A 17,282-nucleotide genomic window follows, 5' to 3' on the forward strand; every position below is an offset into this window, starting at 1 on the left:
GCCCAATTTTCTGCCTCGCAGCCAGGTCGCGAATCCGCGCCCGGCACGCGCGGCATTGCTGAGGTGACTCGGTTATCTGAGGGTCATCCGCGCCGAAAATAACATACGCTGGACCGGTGTTCGCCACCGGCCGCCGAAGGGGGCTCCCGTTCCCGCGGTGGTGTTGCATCAACGCCCCCCCTCTCAGACGCGGAGGCTTGGGGAAAGCGTCTTCACGGGCCGGCATGGCCCCACCGGTGGCGGCATGCGGCCGAAAGCGGCACCGCCCGTTCTGGCCGCTGAACATCTCATACTTGCCGCTCATCTTACCTCCCTTGTGAGCAGATGGATAACCTGACGCTTAAGTGTTAAAGCCAATGTGCACCGCGTCAAATGGCGTCCGCCGCTGCGAAACAGCGGACGGTTTCTAACGCAGATCCACCGGCCAGAACAGATGTTTTCCGAAGGGGTCTACCTCGTAGCCGACGACGTTATTGCGCACCGGCTCAAACAGCGTGGCGTGGGCAATCATCACCGCCGGGGCCTGGTCCTGCATCCTTTGCTGCGCCTGATGATAGAGCTGCCCCCGGACGGCGCGATCCGGCTCCGCCCGCGCCCGGTTAATCAGCGTATCGAAGGCGTGATCACACCACTGCGACGAGTTAGAGCCGCCCTGCGCGGAAGTGCAGCTAAACAGCGGCCCAAAGAAATTATCCGGATCGCCGGTGGCGGTGGTCCAGCCCATCAGCTCGGCCTGATGCTCCCCCGCTCTGACCCGTTTGAGGTATTCTCCCCACTCATAGCTCACAATTTTCGCGCGAATCCCGACTCTGGCCCAGTCCGCCTGGATCATTTCGGCCATCCGCCGGGCGTTGGGGTTATAGGGCCGCTGCACCGGCATCGCCCACAGCGTAATTTCACTGCCCTCGGCTATCCCGGCCTGCCGCAGCAGTGTCGCCGCGCGGGCGGGATCGTAAGGGGTATCAGGCAGGTCATTCGCCGCGCCCCACACCGTGGGCGGCAGCAGGTTCTTCGCCACGCGAGCGCTGCCCTGAAAGATGGCTGCAATAATGGCCGGCTTGTCGATTGCCATACTCAACGCCTGACGCACCTCAACGCGATCCAGCGGCGGTTTTTGCGTATTAAACGCCAGGAAGCCGATGTTCAGCCCCGGTTTTTCCAGCACGTTGAGCGCCGGATCGGCCCGCATCCGCTCCAGGTCGGCCGGATTGGGGAACGGCATCACCTGACATTCGTTTTTACGGAGTCTGGCGTAGCGTACCGAGGCATCGGGGGTAATTGAGAACACCAGCCGGTCGAGCTTCGCCTTGCCCTGCCAGTAAGCAGGGAACGCCTTATACACCAGCCTGGAGTCAGGCTGATACTGCACCAGCTGGAACGGACCGGTGCCAAGCGGATCGTTATCCACCCGCTCGGGGGTCCCGGCTTTCATCATCGCCTCGGCGTACTCGGCGGAGAGAATGGAGGCGAAATACCACGCCAGATCGGCGAGGAACGGTGCTTCCGGATGGCTGAGCGTGAAGCGAACCCGGCGATCGTCGAGCTTTTCAATGGACTGAATCAGGCTGCCAAATTCGAGGCTGTTGAAATTGGCATAGGTGCCATGCGATACGTGGTGATACGGATGCTGCGGATCTTTTTGCCGCATAAAAGAGAAAATCACGTCATCGGCGTTAAAGTCGCGGGTGGGGGTAAAGTACTTATTCCCCTGAAACTTCACCCCCTGACGCAGGGTAAAAGTATAGACCCGTCCCCCCTCGCCAATCTCCCACCGTTCGGCCAGGCTCGGTACCAGCTCAGTGGTTCCCGGAATAAAATCCACCAGCCGGTTATAAATGGGGACCGCGCTGGCATCGACGCTGGTGCCAGAAGTATAAAGCTGTGGATTGAAATTTTCCGGTGAGCCTTCTGAGCAGTAGACCAGCGTTTTCGCCCCAGCCGGTGCGCTGAGGGCGATCGCCAGCGTCCCGGCCAGCCAGGTTATTGCGGTTTGCTTACGCATATGCATCCTCTTTTTTCAGTTGACTTTTACCTGTCCGTTTGCGTAATACTGCTTGCTATCCTCTTCATGATTAACAGTATTTTTCGCTGGAATACAGCGTTCTCGCCAAAAAATAAGGATCTGCGATGGCCCCCACGCTTCAGCAGCAGCTGTGCCAACGTTTTTTTCGCTACCTCGCCGTCAGTAGCCAGAGCGATGCCCGTTCCAACGCGCTACCCAGCTCGCCTGGCCAGCATCAGATGGCGGCTCTGCTGGCTAATGAGCTGCGGGAGTCAGGGCTGGACGAGGTGGTGGTTGACGCGACGGCCACCGTGACGGCAGTGAAGCGCGGCAGCGTACCGGGTGCCCCGCGCATCGGTTTTATTACCCATATTGATACCGTCGATGTCGGCCTGTCGCCCCATATCCACCCGCAAATTCTGCGCTTTGACGGCGAGGATCTCTGCCTGAACCGCGAGCAGGATATCTGGCTGCGGGTGGCCGATCATCCGGAGATCCTGCCGTGGCGCGGCGCCGATATCGCGTTCAGCGACGGCACCAGCGTGCTTGGCGCGGATAACAAAGCGGCGGTGGCGGTGGTGATGACGCTGATGGCACGTCTGCGCGAGCCGCACGGCGATATCGTGGTGGCGTTCGTCCCGGATGAGGAGATCGGCCTGCGCGGTGCAAAGGCGCTGGATCTGCATGCGCGCTTCAATGTCGATTTCGCCTGGACCATCGACTGCTGCGCGCAGGGAGAGATGGTCTATGAAAACTTCAATGCCGCCTCGGCGGAAATTCGCTTTACCGGGGTAACCGCCCATCCGATGTCGGCGAAAGGCGTGCTGGTAAATCCGCTGCTGATGGCCCATGACTTTATCAGCCAGTTTGACCGCCGGCAGACCCCGGAGTGCACCGCCGGACGCGAGGGATATATCTGGTTTAACGACTTGCAGGCTAATGCCAGCGAGGCGGTATTAACCGCGGCGATCCGCGACTTCGATCTGAGGGGCTTTGCCGAACGCAAAGCGGCGTTGCAGACCGCGGTGCGGGAGATTGCCGGGCGCTATCCCACCGGCAAGGTGACGATGACGGTGACGGATGTGTACAGCAACATCAGCAACGCCATCGACGACGATCGCCGCGCTATCGATTTGATGTACGCCGCCTTTGCCGCCGCCGGCGTGACCCCGACGGTGATTCCGATGCGCGGCGGCACCGACGGCGCCGCGCTGTCGGCCAGGGGCGTACTGACGCCGAACTTTTTTACCGGTGCGCACAATTTCCACTCGCGGTTTGAGTTTTTGCCGCTGCCGGCGTTTGAAAAGTCGTATCAGGTGGCGGAACAGCTCTGCCTGCTGGCCGCCCGCCCCGCCCTGCGCTGATCGATAGCGCCCGGGCGCGCCATCAGGGTTTCACGCTAACGTCGATGCCGGGGAAGTAGCGCTCCGCCAGTTTTGTCACTTCCCCGGACTGCTGTAGCCCGGCGATGGCCGCATCCAGCTTCGCCTTCAGCGCGGCGTCCCCTTTACGCAGACCAAAACCGATGCCGCTCCCGAGAATAGCATCATCTTCGACCGGCTCACCGATGAAGCCAAAACCGTTACCCTGCGGCTTACTGAGGAAGCCTGACTGCCCGGCCGCCGACATCACCAGCGTGCCATCCAGCCGCCCGGCGACCATATCGTTGTAGATCTGATTCTGATCCTGATAGGCGACGATACTGACGCCTTTCGGTTCCCAGTGCCGTTTTGCATAGGTTTCCTGAATGCTGCCCTGCAGCACGCCGATCTGTTTCCCCTGCAGGCCCGCCGCCGTCGGCTGCATTCCCGCCCCCTGACGCCCCACCAGCTGGCTGGGAATGCGGTAAATCGGGCGGGTAAAGGCAATGCTCTTCATGCGCTGCGCGGTGATGTTCATCGCCGAATTAATCGCATCAAATTTTTTGGCCGCCAGTCCGGGAATCAGCGCATCAAAACTGCTCTCTACCCAGCGGCACTGCAGCTGAGCGGCCTGACAGATGGCATTACCCAGATCAATATCAAAGCCTTCCAGATCGCCCCGGGTATTGCGGCTTTCAAACGGCGGGTACTGCGACTCCACGCCGTAGCGCAGCGTGTCTGCCGCCAGCGTTGAAAAGGAGGTGGTCAGCGTCAGCGCCAGTAAGGCCTGGTGTATTTTTTTCATTCTGCGTTACCCCTTCATACATGTTGCGATGATACGCGGCACAGCGCCTCGGCGCCGGCGTGCAGCGTGGCATCATCTTTGGCAAAAGAGAGACGGATAATACGGTTATCGGTGCCATCGGTATAAAATGCCGACAGCGGCAGCGTCGCCACACCATACTCAATAATCAGCTGCCTGACCATTTCATGATCGGGCCGATCGCTGAAGTGCCCGTAGCGGGCCAGCATAAAAAATGAGCCCGCCGAGGGCAGCAGCTCAAAAGGCGAGTCCGCCAGCAGGCGGCTGAGCAGATCGCGCTTCTGCTGATAGAACGGGCCCAGCTGCTGCCAGTGCGCCGGCTCCTGCATCCACGCCGCCAGGGCGTGCTGCATCGGCGTATCGGCCGCAAACATCATAAACTGATGAACTTTACACACTTCCGCCATCAGCGCCGCCGGCGCCAGGCAGTACCCCACCCGCCAACCGGTAACGTGAAACGTTTTGCCAAATGACGCGACAATCACGCTGCGCGTGGCCAGCTCGGGGTGCCGGGCCATGCTCTGGTGCTGCGCACCATCAAACACCACGTGCTCATATACTTCGTCCGACAGCAACACAATGTCGGTGTGGCGCACCAGCGCCGCCAGCCGGGTCAACTCGTCAGGCTGCAGTACCTGCCCGCTGGGATTGTGCGGCGTATTCAGCACGATCATTCGCGTTCGCGGCGTAATCTGTGCACGCAGCGCGTCCCAGTCGATGCGAAACGTTGGACAGCTCAGCTTCAGACCGATCGGCGTGGCACCCTGCAGACGGACAATGGGTGCGTAGCTGTCGAACGCCGGCTCAAAAAAAATCACCTCGTCGCCAGCGTGCACCAGGCCGGCAATGGCCGCATAGATCCCCTGACTGGCGCTGGCGGTGATCAGTACCTCGCTGCCCGGATCGTACTCCCGGTGATAGAGGGTGGCGACCTTCCCGGCCACCGCCTCTTTTAGCGCCGTGAGCCCGGTCATTGGCGCATACTGGTTATGTCCGCGGAGCATGGCGCGATGCGCCTGTTCAACCAAACGCGCATCGCAGGGAAAGTTGGGGGCCCCCTGCGATAAATTAATCGCGCCATGCGCCGCAGAGAGCTGACCAATGACGGTAAAAATGGTGGTGCCGACATCCGGCAGTTTGGCACGCGGGGTAACGCCGCTGGATAAAGTCATGAATCGCTCCCGAGCTTGATGAATAGCCTATTCAACGCGGTGCGGGTTGAGGCAACAAGCGCAAGTTTGGCATAATAGCCATGAAATAAATGCATAACTCACAGGCTGCTATGACTCGTCCCGCGCTACCGCTTAATGCGTTCCACACTTTTGTCATCACCGCGCGCCATCTGAATCTGACCCGCGCGGCCAGCGAGCTGTGTCTGACGCAAAGCGCGGTCAGCCGCAAAATCGCCGCGCTGGAAGCCTGGCTGGGATTCAGCGTGTTTGAGCGGCACGCCCGCGGGCTGCGCCTCACTGAGCGCGGCGCCCAGCTGCTGCCCGAGGTCACTCGCGGTATCGAGCAGATCCTGCGAGCGGCCGAGCAGGCCGGCCGCACGGAAGGTGCCATCCGCCTGCGCGCGCCCACCTGCGTGCTGCGCTGGCTGCTGCCCCGGCTGCTGCAGCTGGAGCTGGAGCAGCCGGACGTGCATATCTCGCTGACCACCACCCGTGAACATTGCCAGCAGCGCGAAGCGTTTGATGCCGCTATCATTTACGGCCCGCCGTGCGACGACGGGGTGATGCTGTTTGCCGAGCGGCTCATCCCGGTGGTATCGCCCGAGCTGCTCAGCGGCCAGCTGACGCCGGATGCACTGTCCCGCCTCACCTTTCTGCACCCGGCGCGGGACCGGCGCGACTGGCAACGCTGGCTCAGCGCCAGCGGCCTGCAGCCGGATATCGCGCGCCATCAGCATTTTGACACCATGGATTTGGCGATTGGCGCCGCGCTGCAGGGCTTTGGCATTACCGTTGCCGATCCGCACCTGGTGGCCGAGGACCTGGCGGCGGGGCGGCTGGTGGCCCCCTTTAACCAGCAGGTGGAAACCGGGGCGGTCTATACCCTGCTGCGGCGGCCGGACGGCCGCGGCCTGACGCCGCTCACCGCCCTGACCCGTCGCCTGACCGACGTTTAAAAGGCGACCCACTCTCCTTCCGCCTGCCGAACGGGCGCGGGGGCGGCCGGCGTGGCTGCGGCGCCGATCGGCATGGCCGGACGGGCATCGCCGAGGCGAAAACGCGCCACCGCGCGAGTCAGCGCCTCGGTTTGCCGTTCCAGGGAGGCCGCCGCCGCCGACACTTCCTCTACCAGCGCGGCATTCTGCTGCGTGACGCTGTCCATCGCCGCCACCGCGTCGCCGACCTGCGTAATACCGGTGCTCTGCTCCGCCGAAGCGCCGGCAATCTGCTGCATCAGGCTGGAGACGTCGGCCACCACCTGCTGCACCTGCTCCATGGCGATCCCGGTATCGGCCACCAGCTGCGACCCCCTGTCGACCCGGGTAACGGAATCACCAATCAAGGTCTCTATCTCTTTCGCCGCACTGGCGCTACGCTGCGCCAGCGCGCGCACCTCGCTGGCGACCACCGCAAATCCGCGCCCCTGCTCGCCGGCGCGCGCGGCTTCCACCGCCGCGTTCAGCGCCAGAATATTGGTTTGAAAAGCAATACTGTTTATCACGCCGGTAATGTCAGCGATTTTGTGCGCGCTGTCGGCAATGCCGTGCATCGTCGTGACCACGCTGCCCACCAACTGGCCGCCGCGCTGCGCCGTCTGCGTGGCTTTGCCGGCCAGCAAGCTGGCATCGCGCGCGGTGTCGGCATTTTGCCGCACGGTAGCGGTTAACTGCTCCATGCTGGCGGCAGTTTGCTCCAGCGCGGAGGCCTGCTCTTCAGTACGCGCCGCGAGATCGTTATTGCCCCGTGAAATCTCCGCCGCGCCGCGGTGAATGTTATCGCTGCCGGTGCGAATTGTCGTCACGGCCTCACTCAGGCTGTGCTGCATCTCGCGCATCAGCGGCACCAGCCGGCCAACGCAGTTGCGGCCCGGCTCTTCCAGCGGCTGACTGAGGTCGCCGGCGGCGATGGTGCGAAAATGCTCGCGGATGCGCGCCAGCGGCCGCACCAGCAGCTGCACCAGGTAGCGATCGGTAAACAGTAAAATCACCATTCCGGCGATCACCGCTGCAATCATCAGCGTTCGGGTGTGCCGGGTCAGGCCATCAATTGTCTGCCGGGTGGCATCCAGCTTGCGGCTGGCGGCATGATTGAAGCTGTCCAGCTGCTGACCAAAGGCCCGGCTCAAGGGCGGTGTGACCGTGGTGGCATGTTGACGCCAGGCAGCGGCATCGCCCTGACGCGCCAGGGCCATCTGCGGCACGGCGCCGGTCTGATACAGCGCCTGCCAGCGGCCGATCACCCCTTGCGCCATGGCGGCATCCAGCGGGCCGGGCGCCTGGGCTTTAAAAGACGCCAGCTGCTGCTGCAGGCCGTCCAGCGCCCGCTGCGCGCTGTCAAAATCGGCGGCTTTACCTGACTCCATGGCCCGCGAAAGGCGGGTGACAAAGCGGAAGTACTGATCGTTACCCTTGCTCAGGGTGGTCATTTGGCTCACCAACAGCCGATCGGTTTTCGTCGCCTCACTGAGCCGATCCAGCGACCAGGCGCTGTACAGCCCGGTCGTGGACCACATCAGGCAGAACAGACCGAGGATCGACAGCATGACGCTGCGAATAGTGAAATGGCGTAACAGGTTCATGTATGCTCCGGGTGGATGGGGGCGTATTTGCCTCAGTCCCCCCCTTATCGGCAGCACTGCCCGCGGACTTTACAAATGAACCACCCGGCGCATCAAATGACGAAACAGCCACAGCCGCCACCGCATCCAGCGCGGACGCAAGGCGATGGTAGCCTGCCCCTGTTCGCCAAAGCATAACGTGCGATCGTCGCGGCGGGACCACACCGGCCAGGCCGGATCGCCCGCGCGGCCCGGCAGGGCATGACCGGCCCCGCTGGCCCCGCGGGCAAACTGCAGCCAGTACTCGCCGGTACGTTGCGCAAACTGGCGATCGACGGCGGTGAAGGCCCGCGCGGGGTCAGTCACGGCAACATCGTCGAGCGTAGCAAAGACGTAGCCTATCTCATTGCCGTGCCAGGTGCCGTGTGGATAGAGATCGCGCGCGTTTTCCGCTACATAATCAAAGTAATACCGCCACACCGGACGGCCACTGCGGGCGTGATCGTCCGCCAGCCGATACGCCAGCGCGGTGAACACGATATCGCGCGCCAGCTGTCGACCCAGCAGAGCGTCGTCGCCCGTGCCAGCATACAGCCAGCGCATCAGTCGCATTACCGTCGGATGCTGCCGGCGCAGCTGCTGAACGCGGCCGGCAAGCGGCACGCCAAAGAAGGCCAGTACGCTGGCTTCGTCACTGTTACTGCCAATCAGCAGCGGGCAGGCGCGCTGGCGTCCCTGGTCAAAGATCTCCAGCATGGGCTCGGGGAGTACGGCATCGCCGCTGATCGCTACCGGTGGCACCTTCAGTTCCCCCTCCAGCGGCCAGAATGCCTCCGCCGGCAGGCGGCGCAGATCGTCCGCCGTCGCCTCCGGCGGCAGCCCCAGCGCGCGGGCCACCGCGCAGCCGCGCTGCAGCGCCCGCTCGCGGCTGACGTCCGGCAGGCCGTAGGCGCTCTGCACAATCCCTTTATGAAACAGCCCCGCGCTGAGCGGTGAGGCGTACAGCGACAGTACGCTGCGGGCGCCGGAGGATTCGCCAAACAGCGTGACGTTATGGCGATCGCCGCCAAATTCTGCAATGTTACGCTGCACCCACTGCAGCGCCGCAATCTGATCGAGCAGCGCAAAGTTGCACAGCGGCGCGTCGGACTGCTCAGCCGCCAGCGCCGGATGCGCAAAAAAACCGAGGTGGCCCAGCCGGTAGTTAAGGGTAACGATCACTGCCCCGCGGCGGGCCAGCGCGGCGCCGCGGTAGGGTTGCAGGCCGCCAGATCCAACGTTATAGCCGCCGCCGTGGATCCAGACCATCACCGGCAGTGGCGCCTGCGGCGCCAGGTCGGGCGTCCAGATATTCAGATAGAGGCAATCTTCAGCGAGGGGGCCGGGATCCCCGCCGCCGGTAGCCAGACAGTGCTCGCGATTTTGCCAGCTGGCGGCGGCAAACTGGTCGGCGTCGCGCACGCCCTGCCAGCACGCTGGCGGCTGCGGTGCGCGCCAGCGGCGCTCGCCGGTCGGCGGCGCGGCGTAAGGCAGGCCTTTAAAGGCGAAGGTTTCCTGGTCCCGGTGTCCCCTCACCTCTCCCTCGGCGATGCGCACGCGCACTAACTCATCCTTTCTCATGTTCCATTCCGTGAAGAAGCTTAACCCCGATTATTTGCAGGCCGACGCGGAATGTCTACCCCTGAGCGAACGGGCAGTGCGTAATTTAGCGCAGCAGCCCACACGCCCGCAGGCTGTCGGCCTCCGCAGCGGCATAGAGGGCAATTTCATCGTTCACCGTTGCCCCCAGCGCCGCCTCAAACTGCGCGCGGCTGCTGCGGCCTGCCGCGCGGGCGCCACTCTCGCTGCCGAGGTTGGACTGGAAAATCCCCGCGGCGCTGACCGGCAAAAAGTCTTCATAGACGATGGGCCAGGCGTCCAGCAGCCCCTCAGCGATCAGCGCCTCGCGATCGGCGAACGGATGAAAGCGCTGCGGCGCGGCGCGCCCGGCGTCGGTCAGCCGGTATTGATAAAATGCCAGCCCCTGCTGACGCAGCGCGGCGTGATCGTCAGGAAAAGCGCGGAATACGTCGCGCAAATGCGCCTGGTGCGCCGCATTGCTCTCCAGCGATCCTGCGTCGGCCAGCAGCCGATCGTAGAGCGCCCGCCCCGCCGCGGTTAACGCACCGCCGCGCTGCTCGATTTCGCCGAAGCGCGCGGTATGGGTACCCGCCGCATGATCGGTAAAGTGCACCGGCTCATCCAGCGCTTTAAAGCTGGTTTGCCGCAGCAGAATCGGACAGGCGCGGCGCGGCGGTCCCTCGATGATGGCTTTTGGCGTGATGCCAAAAGCGGGCATCTGCGCCTGCACGCTGTCGATGTCCAGTGTGCGCGGCGTCAGGTGATTGATATGGCAGCCGGGAAAGCAGACCACATCGGCAATCAGGCGATGCTGCTGATGAAGCGCCAGGTAGGTGGATCGATCGACGGTCGTGTGCTGGTGCCAGCGAAAGGTCTCCAGCACGGCGCTGACCAATGCGTCGGCCTGCGCGGCATCCAGCCCGCCCTGTGCTTCACCCTGCGCCACCAGCTCGCGGCAGCGCGGCGTAAAGATATCGCGCCTGGCGAGGAGGTCTGCCGCGCGCTGGCGCAGCGCCGGATCGTCAATCAGCTCCAGGCGCAGCAGTGAGGTGAACAGTCGAAACGGGTTACGCTGCAGACGCTCAGCCGCAATGGGGCGAAATGCGGTGGCGTGAACCGGCACGGACGCGACCGCGAGATCGTAATACCCCACCGGGTACATGCCCATCAGGGCGAAGATACGGCGTAAAAACGCCAGCTCGTCGGCGGTACCGACGCGGATCGCACCGTGCCGCTCGACGCCCAGACGCGCCAGCTCGTCGCGATCGCGCAGCGCCTCACGCAGCCCGGGATCGGCGTTCAGGCAGTGCTGATTCACCTCCGCCACCAGCTGCAGCAGAGTGCCGTATTGCGGCACCTCACGCTGGTACATTGTCGACATGGCCTGTGAAAAGGCGGTGCGAATGGAATCACTGCTTACCCATGGTTCGGACATATTGCTGCTCCTCAGCGCCTGTATGCTGCCAATGTAGAGGATGCCGCCGGATTGAGAAGCAAAGAATAACGGAACTGTGATCGTTAGCAGACGGCGGCGGCATGCTGCCACCGCCATCGCGCCTTACAGCAGGGGATCGCGCTGACGGCGATAGCCAAGGTAGCTTTTCGCCAACAGCATCAGGCAGGTCAGGGTGGCCGGGATGGCCAGAGTCAAAAATATCTGGGTCAGCGACCAGCCCCAGCTGAGCATTTGCGCACCGGCGAAGGCGCTCAGGATCGCCCCCACCCGGCCGATTCCATGCATCCAGCTTGAGCCGGTGGCGCGGGCATGGGTTGGGTAATAGCCCGCCGACAGCGCGTTCATTCCCGTATTGGCGCCGTTCAGACAAAAACCGGCGCAAAAGGCAACCAGGCAGAGCAGCAGCACGTGCGCCGGTGCCAATCCCATGGCGGTGGTAAACACGGCGCCGGCGAGATAGATCGCCGCCAGCGCGAGGTTGGCTTCCACCCGATCCATCAGCCAGCCGGCAAACAGCGACCCCAGCGTACCGCCCGCCTGGTAGAGCGCGGTGATGATCGCCGCTTCCGCCACGCTCATGCCGGCATCGCGCACCAGCGTCGGCAGCCAGCTGCCTATCAGATAGACCAGAAACAGCCCCATAAAGTAGCTGCCCCACAGCATCAGGCTGCCGAACAGATAGGGGCGCGAGGTGACCAAACGCACCGCCCCACTGTTGGTCGGCGCGCGCGGCATATGGAAGCGGGTATCGAGATCGGTTGAGCCCGGCGCCAGTTTTTCGACAATCGCGCGAATGCGCGAGCTGGCCGCGCGGGCAGTGATCAGAAAGCGCACCGACTCCGGCAACATGGTCAGTAAAAACGGTAACAACAACAGCGGCAGGACGCCGCCCAAGATCAGCACCGAGTGCCAGCCCAGCAGCGGAATCATCCACGAGGCAGCAAAACCGCCCATCGCCGCGCCAAAGGTAAAGCCGCAAAACACCACGGTGATAATGAAGGAGCGCCGTTTTTCCGGCGAGAATTCCGCCACCAGCGTACTGACGTTCGGCATCGCCGCGCCGAGCCCGAGCCCGGTTAAAAAGCGAAACAGCATCAGCTGGCCAATATCAGCGGCAAAAGCGCACACCAGCGTCCAGAAACCAAAAAAGAATACGCTACCGAGGATAATGACCCGGCGACCAAAGCGGTCTGCCATCGGTCCGGCGAACATCGCCCCCAGCGCCAGGCCAATCAGCGCGGCGCTGATCACCATCCCGAGCTGCTGATGGTCCACGCCCCAGGCCACTTTCAGCGCCGGTGCGATAAATCCCATCAGGGCAATGTCGAGACCGTCCAGTGCGACGATGATAAAACAGAGGGCAATGATTCTTTTTTGATAGCGACTGAGGGGGCGACTGTTAATCAGCGCCCTGACGTCCATCGCATGACTGCTCACGGTGATACTCCCTGGCGTGCGAAACTGACTTAGATGACGACATGCGACAGCAAATGACAGCATTCATAACAAAATGGTATGACGCCATGATAACGGATATTTCGCCTTTGCACCTGATTATCTGCACTTTTTTTGCACGAGAACGCGTAAGCACGGAGGCTTAACGCAATGGAAAATGTTAATTAATATTTGCAACATGGTTAACACATTCATTTGCTGACGCTTGCACAAACGCTTCAACGCTCATTACCTTAGCGCATGGACAAAAATTATCTTTTTAATCAGCGCATTCGATTGCGTCATCTGCATACCTTCGTGGCCGTCGCGCAGCAGGGCACGCTCGGTCGCGCCGCAGAAACCCTGAATCTGAGTCAGCCCGCGCTGTCAAAAACGCTCAACGAACTCGAGACGCTGGCCGGCGCGCGGCTGTTTGAACGCGGCCGGCTTGGCGCGCAGTTAACGACCCTTGGAGAGCAGTTCCTGACCCACGCGGTAAAGGTGCTGGATGCACTGAACCACGCCGGACAATCGTTCAGCGCCAGCCAGTCCCCCACCCCGGAAATCTTGCGCCTGGGCGTGCTGCCGACCGTGGCGCTGGGCATGCTGCCGTCGATCCTCGACCGTTTTCACCAGCAGCAGCCTCACGTTACCGTGCAGGTCGCGACCCTCCATAACAACGTGCTGATCGCCGGCATGAAAGCGGGCGAGTTTGATGTGGGCATTGGCCGGATGGCCGACAGTGAAATGATGCGCGGATTAAGCTATGAGCTGCTGTTTCTGGAGTCGCTGTGCCTCGTGGTGCGTCCCGACCACCCGCTTATGAGTGACAACGTCACGCTTTCCCGGGCGCTGAGCTGGCCGGTGGTCATTCAGCCCGAGGGCACCGCACCGCGCCGCATCGCCGAAGCCATGCTGCAGGAGCATGGCTGTACGCTGCCCGATACGCTGATCGAAACCTCATCGACCACGCTGGCCCGCCAGCTGGCGATGCGCTATGACTACGTCTGGTTCGTCCCCTCCGGGGCTATCAAGGAAGATTTGCTGCACCACGCGCTGGTAGCGCTGCCGCTGCGCGCCAGCCATCCCGGCGAACCGGTGGGGATCATGACCCGCAGCGGCGCGCCGCTGACAATGTGCAGCGAAGTGCTGCTGGCCACTGTGCGTAAAAGCCACGCCGGTTAACGTCCGCGTCGGGCGTGGCGCTCCCAGTTCTCCAGCCGCGCCCCGGCGTTTTTGCTGAGGGCCACGTAGCAGGCGCCGCTGCCGCCGTGCTGACGCTGGGCCTCGCAGCAGGCCTGAACCACCGCCAGCTCACGCATCCACCGCGCCACGTAGCTACGCACCACGTTCGCGTGTGAGGTATCCTCCCGGCCTTTGCCGTGGATAATCAGCAGATTGCGCTGATTATGCTGATGCGCGTTCAGAATAAAACGATACAGCGCTTCGCGGCAGGCCGCCACCGGTTGACGGGTCAGATTCAGGCTGGCATCCAGCCGGTACTTCCCCTGACGCAGCTTATCCAGTACTCCCTGCTGTATACCGTCAGCTTTGTATTCCAGCGGCTCGCCGAGCGCGACAATATCGAGAAAACCGAGGCTGAGCGGGTTTTCCGCCGCCGCCTCCGCCGGCACGGCGTGGATTTTTCCCTGACGCGCCGGCTGCCAGTGTACGCTGTCGCGCTTCTTTAACGGGGTGACGTCACCCATCGCGTCACGAAACATCTCGTCGTCATCCAGGCTCATCTTGCTGACCTCGCGGGGATTGAACTGATTACCCGGCCAGTGTAGCAGAAAGTGCAGCCGGTTCATTCTCTCGCAGCCATCTTGCTGAATGGAGATTAGCGCCATATTTAAACCCTATTCCACTCACATTCACTACAGTACGCCGAATACGCGGCTGGAAAACGTCACCCTCCCGGATTTGGCAGGGGTAAAACTCCTCTGATCAGTTTCATTAACGCTAAAAGCTGTTAAAATTGACCACAGTCAATTCTTACCGGAGAGCACCCCTTATGATCACGGACAAACGCATCATCCGGCGCACGCAGTCCAGCGGCTGTTCCATTCATTGTCAGGATTGCAGCATCAGTCAGCTGTGTATTCCTTTCACGCTCAATTCGCATGAGCTCGACCAGCTCGACAATATTATCGAGCGCAAAAAACCGATTCAGCGCGGTCAGACGCTGTTTCAAGCCGGTGACGAGCTGAAATCGCTGTACGCTATCCGCGCGGGCAGCATCAAGAGCTATACCATCACCGAACAGGGTGACGAGCAGATTACCGGCTTTCATCTTGCCGGCGACCTGGTGGGCTTTGATGCGATCGGTACCCTGCGCCACCCAAGCTTTGCTCAGGCGCTGGAGACGGCGATGGTATGCGAAATCCCGTTTGAGACGCTCGATGACCTCTCAGGCAAAATGCCGGCGCTGCGTCAGCAAATCATGCGCCTGATGAGCGGCGAGATCAAAGGGGACCAGGAGATGATTCTGCTGCTCTCGAAAAAGAATGCTGAGGAGAGAATGGCGGCGTTTGTCTGGAATCTGGCACAGCGTTTTGGCCAGCGCGGCTTCTCCCCGCGCGAATTCCGCCTGACCATGACCCGCGGCGATATTGGTAACTATCTCGGCCTGACGGTCGAAACCATTAGCCGCCTGCTGGGACGCTTTCAGAAAAACGGCATTCTGGCCGTGAAGGGCAAATATATCAGTATTGAAAATGCCGACGCGCTGGCTAACCTGGCCGGACAGTGCCGCTCGGTAGCCTGATGTACCGTCGCAGCGGGCAAATTTGTTGATTGCGCACAAGCTTTTCCCTTCTTTCTCCTTCACCCGTGGGCTATCTTTAAGCAGACACACTCGGGTGCAAGGAGAATCTGTATGGCAACCTATCAACATATTCTGGTAGTGATTGATCCCCTGCAGGATGACCAGCCGGCCCTCCGCCGCGCGGTCTATTTGCAGCAGCGCCTCGGCGGCCGCATCAAAGCCTTTTTACCTGTTTATGATTTCTCCTATGAGATGACAACCCTGCTGTCACCGGATGAGCGCAGCGCGATGCGGCAAGGCGTCGTGAGCCAGCGTACCGCGTGGATCCGCGAGCAGGCCAGTGACTATCTGGACGCCGGTGTACCGATTGAGATCAAAGTGGTCTGGCACAACCGCGCCTTTGAGGCCATTATTCAGGAGGTATTGAGCGATAATCACGATCTGCTGCTGAAAATGGCGCATCAGCACGACCGCCTACAGTCGGTGGTGTTTACGCCAACCGACTGGCATCTGCTGCGTAAATGCCCCTGCCCGGTATGGATGGTGAAAGATAAGCCCTGGCCAGAGAACGGCAAGGCGCTGGTGGCGGTCAATCTCGGCAGCGAAGAGCCGCACCACGACCTCCTTAACCAAAAGCTGGTGCGCGAGACCCGCGATTTGGCCCGGCTGGTTGATCACACCGATGTGCATCTGGTGAGTGCCTATCCAGTGACGCCGGTGAACATCGCCATTGAATTACCTGACTTTGACCCCAGTGTGTATAACAATGCCATACGCGGCCAGCATTTAATTGCCATGAAAGCGCTGCGACAGCACTATGCCATCGATGAATCACTGACTCACGTTGTGAAAGGGTTGCCGGAAGAGGTCATTCCGGACCTTGCCGATCACCTCAACGTGGGGGTCGTGGTCCTCGGTACTGTCGGGCGCACTGGCCTTTCCGCCGCGTTTCTCGGTAATACGGCTGAACAGGTGATCGACCACCTGCGCTGCGATCTGCTGGCCATCAAGCCAGACGGCTTTGCCTGTCCGGTACAGCCCGACGACGACGAAGACGATTAATTAAGGAGTCACTATGTCCTCTGCGGACGCGCTGCCCGAAACCATGAAGGTCATGGCCATCACCGCCCCCGGAGCCCCGGAGGTACTGACCCTCGAGGAACGCCCTGTGCCACAGCCCGGTGCGGGGGAACTGCTGGTGCGCATTGCTGCCGCCGGCGTAAACCGTCCCGACGTGATGCAGCGTCAGGGCAGCTATCCCCCTCCGCCGGGGGCGTCAGACCTTCCCGGGCTGGAGTTTGCCGGCGAGGTCGTTGCAATCGGCGCGGAGGTTAAACACTACCGCCCTGGCGACAGCGTATGCGCGCTGGTCGCCGGTGGAGCCTACGCCGAGTATGCCGTGGTGCACGAAAGTAACGCATTGCCGGTGCCGGCGGGCTTATCGCTGGTGGAAGCGGCGGCGCTGCCGGAAAATTTCTTCACCGTCTGGGTGAACCTGTTTCAGCGCGCTAAGCTGGCGGCCGGCGAAACCGTGCTGATTCACGGTGGCACGTCGGGCATCGGCAGCGTCAGTACCATGCTGGCCAGAGCGTTTGGTGCCCGCCCGCTGGTGACCGTCGGCTCGGCGGATAAATGCCGCGCGGCGCTGCGCTTTGGCGCCGACGCGGCGATTAACTACCGCGAGCAGGATTTTGTTGCCGAGGTCAAACGGCTGACTGACGATCGCGGTGCGGATGTTATCGTTGATCTGATCGCCGGAGACTACGCAGCGCGCAACATGCAGGCCGCGGCGGTTGAAGGACGCATTGTGCAAATTGGCGTTCAGGGCGGGGTGATTAACCAGCTGAACATCATGCCGTTGATGATGAAGCGGCTGACCTGGAGCGGGACCACGCTGCGCGCGCGCAGCGTGGCGGACAAAGCCGCCATCGCCCGCGATCTGCTGGCGCAGGTCTGGCCGCTGCTGAGCAGCGGCCAGATCAAACCGCACATTTTCAACACCTTCCCGCTGGCGGAGGCCGCCAGGGCACACCGGTTAATGGAAAGCAGTGAGCATATTGGCAAAATCATGCTGGTGAATAGCTAAAAAA

At 61.9% G+C, this 17,282-nt stretch carries 14 protein-coding genes; 6 read left to right on the forward strand and 8 right to left on the reverse strand.

Translation table 11 applies throughout. The features are described 5' to 3' along the window. Window positions 1-406: 406 nt before the first annotated feature. Window positions 407-2,002, reverse strand: a complete 1,596-nt coding sequence (locus tag BS626_RS07840) for an ABC transporter substrate-binding protein (protein WP_075181819.1) — start codon at window positions 2,000-2,002, stop codon at window positions 407-409. Window positions 2,003-2,127: 125 nt separating this feature from the next. On the opposite strand from BS626_RS07840, the gene pepT reads away from it, so the two are divergent. After that, on the forward strand, window positions 2,128-3,366 hold the full coding sequence (pepT, locus tag BS626_RS07845; protein WP_075181820.1) for a peptidase T: 1,239 nt from the start codon (window positions 2,128-2,130) through the stop codon (window positions 3,364-3,366). A gap of 22 nt (window positions 3,367-3,388) precedes the next feature. On the opposite strand, the gene BS626_RS07850 is transcribed toward pepT, so the two are convergent. Together BS626_RS07850 and BS626_RS07855 are read right to left on the reverse strand one after the other, a co-directional pair. Beyond that, window positions 3,389-4,168, reverse strand: a complete 780-nt coding sequence (locus BS626_RS07850; RefSeq protein WP_075181821.1) for a transporter substrate-binding domain-containing protein — start codon at window positions 4,166-4,168, stop codon at window positions 3,389-3,391. A 14-nt stretch (window positions 4,169-4,182) separates the two neighbouring features. Beyond that, window positions 4,183-5,358, reverse strand: coding sequence for a methionine aminotransferase (locus tag BS626_RS07855; protein WP_075181822.1), 1,176 nt, complete (start codon window positions 5,356-5,358; stop codon window positions 4,183-4,185). Window positions 5,359-5,447: 89 nt separating this feature from the next. Between BS626_RS07855 and BS626_RS07860 the strand changes: the two genes are divergently transcribed. Next, complete coding sequence (locus tag BS626_RS07860) at window positions 5,448-6,314, forward strand: LysR substrate-binding domain-containing protein (protein WP_240494284.1); 867 nt, start codon at window positions 5,448-5,450, stop codon at window positions 6,312-6,314. Here the strand turns inward: BS626_RS07860 and BS626_RS07865 are convergent. From BS626_RS07865 to BS626_RS07880, 4 genes are all read right to left on the reverse strand, one after another. Continuing rightward, window positions 6,311-7,936 carry a methyl-accepting chemotaxis protein gene (locus BS626_RS07865; RefSeq protein WP_075181824.1) on the reverse strand — a complete coding sequence of 542 codons (1,626 nt, stop codon included), beginning with the start codon at window positions 7,934-7,936 and terminating at the stop codon, window positions 6,311-6,313. The genes BS626_RS07860 and BS626_RS07865 overlap by 4 nt on opposite strands. Window positions 7,937-8,005: 69 nt before the next feature. Continuing rightward, entirely contained in the window at window positions 8,006-9,535 is a 1,530-nt protein-coding gene (locus tag BS626_RS07870; protein WP_075181825.1) for a carboxylesterase/lipase family protein, read from the reverse strand. Window positions 9,536-9,620: 85 nt separating this feature from the next. Further along, window positions 9,621-10,970, reverse strand: a complete 1,350-nt coding sequence (locus tag BS626_RS07875) for a VOC family protein (RefSeq protein WP_075181826.1) — start codon at window positions 10,968-10,970, stop codon at window positions 9,621-9,623. Between the two features lie 123 nt (window positions 10,971-11,093). Next, a complete protein-coding gene (locus BS626_RS07880; RefSeq protein WP_075181827.1) occupies window positions 11,094-12,413 on the reverse strand; it encodes an aromatic acid/H+ symport family MFS transporter in 1,320 nt (439 codons plus the stop codon). Window positions 12,414-12,686: 273 nt separating this feature from the next. Here BS626_RS07880 and BS626_RS07885 point away from each other — a divergent pair, with 273 nt between their 5' ends. Then, window positions 12,687-13,610 (forward strand): LysR substrate-binding domain-containing protein, encoded by a 924-nt coding sequence (locus tag BS626_RS07885; RefSeq protein ID WP_075181828.1) that lies wholly within the window; start codon window positions 12,687-12,689, stop codon window positions 13,608-13,610. On the opposite strand, the gene smrA is transcribed toward BS626_RS07885, so the two are convergent. Further along, a complete protein-coding gene (gene smrA, locus BS626_RS07890) occupies window positions 13,607-14,170 on the reverse strand; it encodes a DNA endonuclease SmrA (RefSeq protein ID WP_075182095.1) in 564 nt (187 codons plus the stop codon). The two genes, BS626_RS07885 and smrA, sit on opposite strands and share 4 nt — an antisense overlap. 269 nt (window positions 14,171-14,439) lie before the next feature. Here smrA and BS626_RS07895 point away from each other — a divergent pair, with 269 nt between their 5' ends. From BS626_RS07895 to BS626_RS07905, 3 genes are all read left to right on the forward strand, one after another. Further along, the gene (locus tag BS626_RS07895; RefSeq protein ID WP_083615918.1) at window positions 14,440-15,192 is read left to right on the forward strand and encodes an FNR family transcription factor; all 753 of its coding nucleotides are present in this window, start codon (window positions 14,440-14,442) and stop codon (window positions 15,190-15,192) included. Between the two features lie 111 nt (window positions 15,193-15,303). Next, complete coding sequence (uspE, locus tag BS626_RS07900; RefSeq protein ID WP_075181830.1) at window positions 15,304-16,254, forward strand: universal stress protein UspE; 951 nt, start codon at window positions 15,304-15,306, stop codon at window positions 16,252-16,254. A 13-nt stretch (window positions 16,255-16,267) separates the two neighbouring features. After that, window positions 16,268-17,278, forward strand: a complete 1,011-nt coding sequence (locus tag BS626_RS07905; RefSeq protein ID WP_075181831.1) for an NAD(P)H-quinone oxidoreductase — start codon at window positions 16,268-16,270, stop codon at window positions 17,276-17,278. Window positions 17,279-17,282 lie beyond the last annotated feature (4 nt).

Origin of the sequence: Pantoea sp. 1.19 (assembly GCF_001922585.1) — a bacterium.
Classification (GTDB): Bacteria; Pseudomonadota; Gammaproteobacteria; order Enterobacterales; family Enterobacteriaceae; genus 1-19.